The organism is Leptothoe sp. ISB3NOV94-8A (assembly GCF_043421595.1).
Lineage (GTDB): Bacteria > Cyanobacteriota > Cyanobacteriia > Phormidesmidales > Phormidesmidaceae > Leptothoe > Leptothoe turfae.
In genome coordinates, this window is sequence record NZ_JAXSQW010000001.1 from 380,175 (window position 1) to 391,576 (window position 11,402).

An 11,402-nucleotide genomic window follows, 5' to 3' on the forward strand; every position below is an offset into this window, starting at 1 on the left:
CGACATAAAAATATTCAATGTTGCTGAATATAATCGGACCCTATCAACCCCTCACAACATCTGACCTGTCTGATTGCCTACCTGCCGTCTAGCCTGCTTCTGCCCCATGGCTAAATCCTTCTGCATAGCCGCCTGAGCCTTCCCAGATAAAGCTTTACCCTTTACTACATCTGTAGCCACCTCAGCAATCCGCATCAGATACTTTTCAGATCGCCCCAGCTTCCAGGCCATCTGATGCCATTGCCACAACGGTTGTAGCCGCCCGTGATCAAGTTCAGTCTGCGGCCCCTGCTCTAGCTGCCTATGCTTAACTAACCGCTCATTCCAATCCTTCCCATAGGCAGGCCGTAACCGCTTAACCCCTGGCACTTGCGCCACCACCCGCCACGCCATCAGTTCCCCAGCCTTATCCGCATCAAACGCCGCCACCACTTGCCCATTGCGCTGCAAAACTGCCTTCAGCGCCTCCACCGGCAGCCCACCCGTCCCATCGGTAGACAGATACACCGTCACCCCACTCTGCTGCCGCCGTTCCTTATCCAGCACCGCCAACGACATCGCATCAATGGGCGATTCCGTCAGTAGTACTCGCTGGACTGGCCCTTGCCCGGTGCCAATCCGAAACCAGCCCAACTCCCGCACCGACCCTGGCACCAGCCGATGATAGCTATTGTGCTCCCCCCAGGTGCCCCGCAGACTGGCCCCCGTCACCTCACTCCGCTGCCAGCCACCACCCTGCAAACCATGGCGCACAAACACCGCATTTTGATGGTCATCCGCATACACCAGCCCCTTCTCATGCACCCGGTCAACCAACGCCTCCGGTAGCTTGCGCCGATTCACCAGATACTCCTTCACCCCCGCCCAGCGCTTCTCACTAGGGTCAGGCAGCTCCAACCGCTTCGGTTCTGCCTCAGTTTCCGTCTGTCGCACTGGCGTAATCACCGGCACTGCCGACAGGTCCTGCCCAGACAGCCACTCCATTGCTGAGCGAAACTCCACCCCCTGCACATGCATCACCAGGTCAATGGCCCCACCGCCCCCTTTATCCGCCAGCCAATCCATAAACAGCGTCTGGCTAATGCTAATAATGTGGTCCCCATCCCGCCACTTGTGCTTGTCATAGCGGTCCTGCTCTAGCCCCAAATTGGCCGCTATCACCTCCAAATCCAGATTCCTCACCTCATCCGCCACCTCCTGCAACGACGGCTTTGATATCGGATGATTGATCACCTGCTTGGCAGGCGTTAGAGGCTTCTCAGCAGATGGCGTCTCCTCAGGTGTCTTTGAAGAAGTATTCCAGGTAGGATCTGGCCCTGTTGCTTCATCGTGGGACTGACCTGCTGTCGTCGAGAATTGCTCCACATCAAAGAGATTGGCCTCACCCGTTGTTTCAGTCTGTTGTTCTTCTACCTCAACAACAGTCGCCACCTCAGAGCTTTGATTATCTCTTTTCTGAGTCTGCCACTGTGCTTTAGCCGCTTCCGCAAATCCCTGGGCCAGAATATTTTTTGAGAATACCTGGGCAAAACTGCGGTCGGGTGCCCGTAGCTCTCCTCCCTGTAATGGATTCTGTACTGCCGTTTCCTTAAACTCCAGACACTCCTCTTGAAACAAGAACACCATTTCCGTATCGATAAAGGTGTCTCCGTTCTGGCTCAAATAATGCGTTAGATACAGCTCCTCTCCATGACGTTCCACCACCAGAGGAATATACGGCTCATTCTCAATCTTGAAATGAAAGTCGTCACTCTCTAATACCACCTGATAAATGCCTGCTTCTTTGAGAAACCGAATCACCCGCTTCTCCAGATACCCCATGGGCATCGTCTTCTCAGCGACCTCAGATTTCTGAGCCACTGCCACCGGCTCTGGATTAACCGCCTTCTTTTTCAGAATGGGCTGAATCGGCTTTGGCTCTACCACTTTTGGCAGGATACTTACTGGCGACACCGGTTCCGTCTCCACCGTTTTCAGTTCCGGCAACGTAATGCCCAAATACTCCCGCGCAATCTCCTGCTGCTCAAAGGCTGCTAGCACATAGCCCCGCTCCACCATCAATACCGTCAGCGTTGACTCTAACCGCTCCGATGGCACTACCACTTCCATCCGATTACTCACCGAATAAAAGTCCGACCCTGCCGCCTCAATTAATCCCTCATCCAGAAAATATTTGCCACCCGATTCTTTCGACTTAGGAGCCTGCACCACAAAGCCAGTCCCATTACGCTGAGCCTTCACCAGCAACAACTCATCCAAAGTCTTCACCACACCTTCTCGCTGAGTCAGGTCTGTCAGAAATGCCTTTACCTGATAGGGCTGCTTAAACACCACCGGCTCTTTCTTCAGAGTCTCGGTAATGTCAAAACCCTTAGCCATCATCAGCCCCTGGCGTACATCGCCCTGGTAGTCGGTATAGTTCACCAGCTTGCCGCCAGGGTATTTCTCAAAGGCCCGAATCAGATTACCCGTAAAGATTTGCCGATTCACTCGTCCAGCCGTTTGTCGGGTATCAAACAGTTTATAAATATCCGTACCAAAAAAGTCTTTTTCCTCACGGCTGATTCTCAAGGCACCTTCCCGGTGGCTATTCATCTTAGAGAGCGGCACCGTCAGTTGTCGCATGGCATCTGCCACAAATATCCGCAGCTTCCAATTGTTGGGTGCCGCTGGACTACCTGAGCGATGTTTCTGTTCAATGCCTGCAACCACTCCGTAGAATGTCTGCCGCTGTCCCGTTGTGAGTATCTGTACCGTAGCCCCCGGCGCAAAGTCCTGTAGTGCCCCAGCCACCTGCAATACCTGATTATCCAATCGGTCATTAAACTTGGTAATCGCCTCCGGCTCCCGCTTTTTCTGTATCATCGTGGCCCGGTAGGTCTCTATTTCTTCTGTCAGGGCATTGATCGTATCTGATACCTGTTGTTGTGCCTTTGCATCTAGATCATCCAGGTCGTGGTCTGCAACTTGTTCAACCGTCTCTAACCCCAAGGATTCTCGCACCGCATTAATCACCTGGAGCTGAGTCAGCGGTTTCGTCTCACTCTTTGCATCCACCACCTCCAGATACACAGGCCCAGTAAATTCACTCTGGGTCTCACTCTCATCGGCGATCACCTCCATCCGCGCCAGAGGTCGTGCATCCAGATCCAGCTGGTCCGCCTCTAGAATGTTCTCCCCCATGGACCGCGCCTGGTCCACCAAATCCTGATATTCCGACTCAATCAGGCTGTAGACTGCTTCCTGTTCTGCCACCGGTAACAGCGGAATCCGTCCCGTCACCTTCTTCACCAAGGCAATCTCAGACGCATCCCCACTGGCCTGGGCGGTGGGAAAATCCAGCTTGGCATTCAGCTCTGGATCATCATTGAGCAGATCAGTGACCACCTGCTCACCATAGAGATTCATAAAATCCACCACATTGCTCAAGGAGATATCGGTCTCTCTTGCAGCGGTAGTATTGGCATTCAAGCTGGCCATCTTCCGACACAGAATCGCTCCCGGTCGTTTCTCCGCTGGGATATCCCCCATCAATAGGGTGTATCGCGGCAATTCCACCTGTCCGGTACGATGCACCCGCCCCAGCATCTGCATAAACACATTAATGTCTCGCTCTGCCTGGGCCACAATCATATGCCTGGGCCGCTGATCCGCAAACTTCTCTGAGGCATGGAGGGAAATCCCCGTAGACCCGGAACAGTTCAACAGAATCACATCCGCATCCCCCGCATTAAAGCGAGCCACCGCATCAATCTTGGCTTTTGCCGTCGATTCCTGGTCCGGTCTCACCTTATAGGCCGTTGTCCCATCCGCATCATAATGAATCCCCGCTTTACGCCCGGTCACTTCCGTCACCTGGTAACCCGCCCGCTCTAGCTGTTGTTCAATGTAGTCAATGGGGCTAATGGGAATCGAACTAAAGTCTCCCTCTCGAATCGTTTCCAGAGCATCCTCATAGGCCATCACCCCGTTCATACCCAGCTGGTCATCACTCAACCGATGGCGCATCATCTCACCGCGATAGTCACGGGTGATCACATCCCGAGATCGTTCCAAATACCGCTCTAGCAAATCAGCAAACGATAGCTCAATCGGGTCACGGTCCTTGAGATCATGGGCATCCGCATAGGCCTGAATAAAACTGCCCATGGTATTGGCCACCGCAATCACGGGCTTCTCTCCCCGTTCCAGGGCTTCCATTGCTGCCTGCACTGTCACCTCTGCCTTCTGAGCCAACAATCCCTGCTCAATGCAGTTATGCATCAGTGAGGTAAAGTTGGTACTCTTTGCCCCCACATCCCCAATCGCTCCATCTTCACTCAGGGCCTTGGCTGCCGCTTTGAGTTCTTTGCTCAGCTCTTTAATCGCCTTTTGCTTAGCTCGATCACAATCTTTGATTGCCCGCATCGCTGCTGAGAACTGGTCGGCCACCTCCCGGTCCACCGGTACCGTCTGCGCCTGAAACGTAATCCCCTCATAGGAGCGCTCTCGTCGCAGCATTTGACCAGAAGCGACAAACTTACTGGCGACAATCTGCTGTAGCGGTACTCCACCTCGCGTCAGAATATTTTCCAGCGCCGTAATGCTGCTTACCCCCAGCCGCAAATCCGTCCGTCTGGCATAGAGGTCCATCACATCAGGCCGTTTGGCATAGGTGGCCGATGAATAAAACACCCCAGCCGAGTTATCAATCAGCTCTCGTACAAATGTAGCCCGGTCCGGCGGACCATTAACCTGCCAGCGTTGCTGACTACCCCCTGCCTGGTGCGCCTCATCCAAAATCAAAATCGCATTGGGCATCATCGTCCGCAAAAACTGTCGCCGCAGCGGTTCTTTTTTACCCACTGTTTGCAGCTGGCTGTAGGTGGTAAACACCGCACTATAGGGATGCACCGTCCCCCGACGCATCATGTCGCCCATCTGTTGTTTTTGCTGAGCGGAACCGCTGGTCTTCAGACTGTCACCATTAGCCAGAGGGATCTCGGTACTGCTATCGGTAATAAAAGGCCGAAAGCCTCGCATCCCAATATCCGTCACATCCCGCATCATGTCGGCATAGAGCGGCTTATCCTTGGTGACAAAGACCGCTATCTTGCCCTGCTGCTGGGCATAGCGAATAATACTGGCACAGATTCTCCCTTTACCAATGCCCGTCTGGTCTCCGGTGATAAAGCCTGCTCCCTGCTCAATGTGGCTAATGGCCAGGGCGGCTGCATCAATCTGTTCTGCACTCAGATACTGATACAGCTCTGAACGAGACCCATAGCCCAACCGTGCTGCCAGATAGTCATCAATATTGCCGTAGTGTTGTTCAAAGCGCTCCAGAGCTACCTGGGCCGCACTGGCCATATTGAACGGAATCAGGGTTTGGGTTGTGGTGCCCTGGCTTTTAGGGAGATAGGGCACCTGTCTCGGTTGGGCATCCATGGCGGGTCCTGGGGTTAGGGTGTCAGGGTGACCAGCCAGTCCTCCAGAGGGGTGTCGTCGTGCAGGGCTTGCCAGTCGAGAAAGTCGGGATGATTGGGCAAAATCAGGTCCGTCACGGGGAAGGCCACGCCGTAATGTCTCAGCTGTTCCTGAAATCGCCAGTTGTTGAGAATCAACGTCTCGCTCCACTGCTGTCGCCAGGTGTCCAGATCGTTGTCCTCCAGCAGCGGCACTGTCTGCGCTGAATCCAGTTGTTCCAGACTGTTGGCCAGCATTGCCTGAGTCTCTTTGAGCGATGTTGCCTGAGCCGATTGTTGAATCATCCGGTCCAGTCGTGTTTGCATCAGCGCCAGATAGGTTTTCTCGTCCAGGGATTGAATTTCCTGGGGCAGTCGCACGATAAACAGGGACGGCAGCCACTGAGGTTTCCACAGCGTTTGAAAGCTGGGATAGCGCTGGGTCATAAATGGATAGGTCCAGGGAGAAATCATGGTGGATGGGGTCATTGGGTAAACACTCCTTAAGATCATCAAATGACGAGTAGATGGGGGGTACATCAGCCGCTGGTAACGACCGCTCGGCAGTGCCTGTGCCGTTAATCACAATCACATCGATGGGAAAGCCTGCGCCTTGTTTGCGGTAGAGATCGCCGTGGAGCGATAGGTGTTGGGTAACGCGATAGTGCTGATAGAGCAGATGATAAAAGGCCCGACTCTCACGACTGTTATAGCGCTCAGATCGCTGGTCTGTGTCACGTCCTAATTTACCACCCAGGATCAAAACCGCCCGACCATCGGGTTTCATGGCTTGCAAGGCATTGAGTGAGATCACCTGATCAATCTGGCTGGTCCAGGTGTCATACATCCGAAATCTGCGAGTACGTCGGGTGTCGTCTACAACGGTGCCAAAAGGCGGATTACAGATAACGACATCTACCTGTTCTGTCGGACGGTAAACCAGTGCATCTTCCTGGGTGAGTTGCCGGTAACCACGGGTCGCCAGTTCACCATAGCGATCTGGATTAATCTCGTTAGCGATCACCTGACCGGGTGTTGCTCCCAATAACAAAGCTCCATGGCCTGCAGTGGGTTCATACACCGTGGTCTCGGATGTAATCCCAGCAAGCACACCAGCAAAATAGGCAATGGGTACCGGAGTGCTATATGCCTGCTGAAGAACTGAGGTGGATGACTTTACCCCCAGCTTGGGTTGTCGTTGAAGCAGGTTGACCAAAAGCTCATAGGCTTGATGAGTAGTCTCCGCCTGAGCAATCAACTGTCGTGCAGACCGCACCACCCCCACTTCAATGGCTTCATCCACCTGTTTCGCCAGGGCTGTTCCTGGCCGTACCGGCTCACCTAAAATCTCTGCAGCAAACTGTCGCGCTGCCACAATCGTGGCAAAGCCCTGACCACTTTGAAAATGGTTAGTAAATGCTGCTGCCAGAGATGCCTGCATCAGCCCATCTCCAGTTGTTGTGAGGCTACAGGTTTAATGGCGGATACTGAAGGCCGCATTTGCACCGACCGCATCCGCTGGGCCAGCCGATCAAAGTGGGCAAAGTCCTTTGGTCCCAGCTTGGAGAACACTTCCCCTGACTGCCTCTGAAAGACGACACCCCGTCCCTGACGCTTATCCGTAATCCGCAGCAGGTTACCGGCTCCCATTTCCAGCTTGAACTGGCCACCGTCTTTGTCCCAGCAATGGGCACGGGCAATATTGCGCAAGAAAACACGCACCGTTCGTTCCACCCGATCTGTTTTTGCCGTGTAGTTGGCTTCAACATCCAGTGCCCCTTGAGGCATTACTCGCTGATCTCGCTTAAGTGAGATCAGGTCCTGTCGTTGAAAGTCACTGAGTCGGTCACTCACCTCCAGCAGTTTGATTCGGTGGCCCAGCCCCAGCTGTCGGAATGCCTGAAACTGCATTAACACCCCCTGCTGATCTCGCAAGGTGTAGAGATTGGTGCCCTTAAATGAAAGGCGATAGTTACCCAGTCGGTAGTGATGTTCTCCTGTGCGCTCATAGCTACGGTGGAAAAGGCCCAGAACGGCATGGGCCAATCGCTGATCTTGGAGTACCTGAGGCTGTCGCGCTAACCACTGAGTCCCCCGTTTCATCTGGGTCTTAACTTGCTGTTTCCAGTCTGTTGCCGTTGCCTGTAGGGTTTGACGAGTTTGTTCATGGGGGATTTTAGCAATCTCTCGATCTAAAACCGCTAGAGCAGGTGGACTGTCCTCAGTTGGTGTTTGTTCGGCTGTAACAGGCTCAGGCATCTCTCCCAACTGCGCCACTCGCATCCGTTCAGTGATGTCATGAAACGTTTGCCAGTCAGTTTGAGTCACCTGCTCATCCAGAATAGTGCCTTGTCGTGCCGACAGAATGACTTCTTCTTCTCGGGACACTAAGAGGAGATCGCCCTGCTGTTGAATGGTGTATTGACCGACTGCAACCGCTTGATAGGTGGGTGTTTCTTGCCCCAGAGGATTCAGCAACTGCTGAGCTGCTATAGCCACATCATTGGCCAGGTCTGATGTGATTGGGGTGGATGCCGGTAATGGTTCCTCTTCTACAACTGGTTCAGCAATTGGCTCAGGTTCAGGCGATGTCTGCTCAAGGGTTAGCTGGATCTGATTAACTGTGACCGTGCCGTCCCGTTCTTCTCGAAATAGAACCTGCCCCTGATCTCGAATTTCAATATTGGGAACTTTGCCCTCATAGTCGTTTGGATCGCTATCGGGTGTAACCGGTCGCTGGAGAGCATCCACAATCACCTTCAACGTATTGGGTGTCAGCTCCCGCCGTTGGGTGCCATCAGCCAGGATGCCATACACCACCCGACGTCCCATCTGGATACGCAAACTGTCTTCAACAGGAACAGACGGTTGTTGAGTCTGACGGTGTAGCGTGGCATAGAGTCGCTGGGTGACCTGACCAATGGCCATCAGCAGTTGGGCCTCATCCTCCTGCATCGCCAGGGCGTCTTCTATACGAATCGTAAATGGCATAGTGATTCTCTCCTTACGATGCAATCCGGTTGACTAATACATCTCGGCCCACCTGAAATAGGGCTATCTCATCGTCAAAGCGATATTCCACAAACCGAGGCTGATAGTCGGCCAAACAATCTCGGGCCAGCAGCAACACCCCATCTACGGACTTGAGGTACAACACATCCTCAAATAACACTTCAATCACACTGGGGACATAGCCCAACGGCAACGGTGGTCGTTGTTGAGCTTCCGCTACAGCCTCTAAAATCTCGGGCATCTCTGCCAGCAGATCCTGGGCTTGGAGTGAAACAGTTTCAGATAATGGTTTGGTTGTCATTACAACACCTCGCTAAATTCATCTTCAGTCAGGTCACCCTCGTAAGGGATATCCACGTTTGTTGGCAACGGAAAAAACGTCTCAGCAATGGTTTGTCTGACTTCATTGGCTTCACTCAAATTGGCCATGTCATCCTGCTGAGCCGACCGTTCAATCAGTCGGTCTCGTACACTTTGTTGCCAGAGCAATTCACTGCGGTGCTGGCGTTTGATGTGTTTCGGACTCAGTTTCACTTTCAGCCGTAGCGGAATCGACGATTCTTTGCCATTGCGATAAGCCGGATTGATAAAGACACATTCCCCCTGGTCCAGCTTCAAAATCTGGTCAGGTGTGAGCAGCGGCACTCTCTGTAATTGCTCTGATCGACTACGGCTCGTATGTTGGCCATAGCTGCGGGACCGGGTGGTGTATTTCACTTCCTTATCCCCCAAATACCCTGAAAACTCTTGAGCCGTTTCCCGATCCTTGGGATTAAAAAATATCTTGGTCCCACAGGCGGCAAAGATGGCACGGGATAGCTCACGTCCATAAATGTGTTGCAGCTGAGCAAAGTTCTGATAGCCCAGTAGAGCTACAAATCCATTGGAGCGAAACTCGTTAATCCACTTGGGTAAATCCGGTAGGTAGAGTGTGGGTAGCTCATCCAGAGCGATCACCAGTGGTTGTTTACGAGGTGTCGCAAAATTACGGGTGACGATCAGGTGCAGAACAGCGGCTATCAGGGGATTGACCGCATCTCGTTTTTGGATATCTGCCTGAAGAAAAAGAATCTGTTTCCCTGTGAGGTCCAACGGAATGGTTGTCTTGCCACAGAAGCTAGACACCAGCTGTTTTCCAGTAAATGTCTTGAAGGTACGCTGAGCTGTTGCCACAATTCCGGATATTTGCTTTTCTGCTCCATCGGACGCTAACAGCTGGCTAAAGCTATCTAGAGTCCAGGATGGCATCCAGGACGTTTCACCCGCCGCTCGAATCCGCTTGGGCAGGTCTGCAAGATTCAAAATCTTGCTTGCCATCAGCAGATCTTGATAAGGCGTCAGCTTGGCCAACAGCATCACGGCTTCCACCAGATTGGTACCCGCCGAGTTGAAAAAGTCATTTTCTCGGTAGCCGCTGTCTCGTTGGGTATTGCGCTGAATCACATTGGCCAGTTGCGCTGCCATCAGCGAGTCGGTCGCATCCGCGAGAAAATCGAGAGGGTTACAGATGCCGGTGTAGGGCTGTCCTGGCGCAAAGATAGACACCTTATAGCCTTGACTGGCTGCCCAGGCCGCATGGGTTGCCACTTGAGAACCCTTAAAGTCATACACCAGAATAGGAAAGCCCTGTTCAATCGCAGAACAAATCGCCGGATCAATGATGCTAAAGGTTTTACCTGAATCTGGCGCACCCGCTACTACAATACTTTGCTGCGCCTGGGGGATTTCCAGGTCTCCGGCTTTAAGAGAGACTTTAGCCGTCTTACCTTGTTTACGCTGCTGTCGAGCCGTTGCCTTAGCCTTCAGTCGTTCTTGTCGTCCGCCAAAGCGTCCCGTTGAGAGTTGTCCCTTTGACGCGGTTCCTCCCAGCAGACTCATGCCTGCCCATAAGATCCCTAGACCCAGCAGCAAAAATCCCATACCTGAATCTAAGAGCGGTTTCAGTAACGCTCTTAAATCTAGAGATTGAGTCTGTAGGAGAACATTACTCATGGGGTGAAGACAGATTATCTACCGTAACAACGGCATAGTGGGTGCCATCAAAGGCAACGGTAAGTCGCTGTAGCTGTTGCCCTTCAAGCTGATGCAGGGTCAGTATGGGCAAACCTGATTGCAAGGTATCCGTCACCGATAACAGGTCGGTATCCGGTGGCAGATGAGGATCTAAATAGGTGTTGAACACAGTTTGGTACTCCTGCTGCCCTGGGATGTAACCAAGAAAGGCACAGCCTGCTTTTCCACATAAAGGTTGCTGATCGCTATCAGCTAAACGGGTATCCACCAGATATAGGGGTACCGATTGCCTGGACTGATGCACTTTCAACACCCGCATCTGGCCGAGATTCACTGGCTCAGGTGAAGACAAATGTTCCTCTCCGATTTGTTTCAGTAATTCAGGTGGCGCAATCTCCCCCGCCAGTTGCCAGGTAGTTTGAGCAGTAGATGATGTTTTGGCATACACCCCAACAGCTAGAGCTGTTGAAAGGCCACCCAGCATTAACCATCTCCGATACCCCATGACTAATCTCCTGCAGCATCCTGGGTCATCAGCTGCTCCGCAATATCAGCCGGTACGCCAAAGCTGACTAATGTGGCCGCATCCACCGCCCCACCCCCTGACACAAGTACCTGCCAGGTTTCGTCAGTGAGTTCCAATACGGTTTGACCGCCCGTCTCTCCCCATTGCCAGGTAGTCAGGGCATAAGTTTCAACAATCGTTGTGCGGGTAACCGAGGGTTGTTGGGGGGGGGCAGTGACATCAGCTAGAAGATAATCCAGGGTAGCTTGGCTGACTTGTTCAGAAGCATCTTCAACAGCCTGAGCAATCTGAATCGGATGACTGGAAGGGGTGATCGCGTTCACGGTTGGACTGCTGATCACCACCAGCAGAATAGTGAAAACGAGAATGGTCCATAGACGATAGTGCTTTAAGCTCATTGCAAGACT

6 protein-coding genes are annotated in these 11,402 nt (G+C 52.8%); all 6 read right to left on the reverse strand.

From position 1 onward, the window contains the following. Positions 1–51 precede the first annotated feature (51 nt). Genes SPB21_RS01600 through SPB21_RS01625 form a run of 6 tightly spaced genes read right to left on the reverse strand, consistent with a single transcriptional unit; the run spans position 52 to position 11,393 of the window. The gene (locus SPB21_RS01600; RefSeq protein ID WP_499865158.1) at positions 52–6,885 is read right to left on the reverse strand and encodes a strawberry notch C-terminal domain-containing protein; all 6,834 of its coding nucleotides are present in this window, start codon (positions 6,883–6,885) and stop codon (positions 52–54) included. Beyond that, positions 6,885–8,435: a hypothetical protein gene (locus SPB21_RS01605; RefSeq protein WP_499865160.1), complete on the reverse strand. Its 1,551-nt coding sequence runs from the start codon at positions 8,433–8,435 to the stop codon at positions 6,885–6,887. The genes SPB21_RS01600 and SPB21_RS01605 overlap by 1 nt, the downstream gene beginning before the upstream one ends. Before the next feature lie 13 nt (positions 8,436–8,448). Beyond that, positions 8,449–8,757, reverse strand: a complete 309-nt coding sequence (locus tag SPB21_RS01610) for a hypothetical protein (RefSeq protein WP_499865161.1) — start codon at positions 8,755–8,757, stop codon at positions 8,449–8,451. Further along, the gene (locus SPB21_RS01615; protein ID WP_499865162.1) at positions 8,757–10,448 is read right to left on the reverse strand and encodes a type IV secretory system conjugative DNA transfer family protein; all 1,692 of its coding nucleotides are present in this window, start codon (positions 10,446–10,448) and stop codon (positions 8,757–8,759) included. Before SPB21_RS01615 ends, SPB21_RS01610 begins: the two co-directional genes overlap by 1 nt. Beyond that, positions 10,441–10,974 (reverse strand): hypothetical protein, encoded by a 534-nt coding sequence (locus SPB21_RS01620; protein ID WP_499865163.1) that lies wholly within the window; start codon positions 10,972–10,974, stop codon positions 10,441–10,443. The genes SPB21_RS01615 and SPB21_RS01620 overlap by 8 nt, the downstream gene beginning before the upstream one ends. 2 nt (positions 10,975–10,976) lie before the next feature. Next, positions 10,977–11,393 (reverse strand): hypothetical protein, encoded by a 417-nt coding sequence (locus SPB21_RS01625; RefSeq protein WP_499865165.1) that lies wholly within the window; start codon positions 11,391–11,393, stop codon positions 10,977–10,979. Positions 11,394–11,402 lie beyond the last annotated feature (9 nt).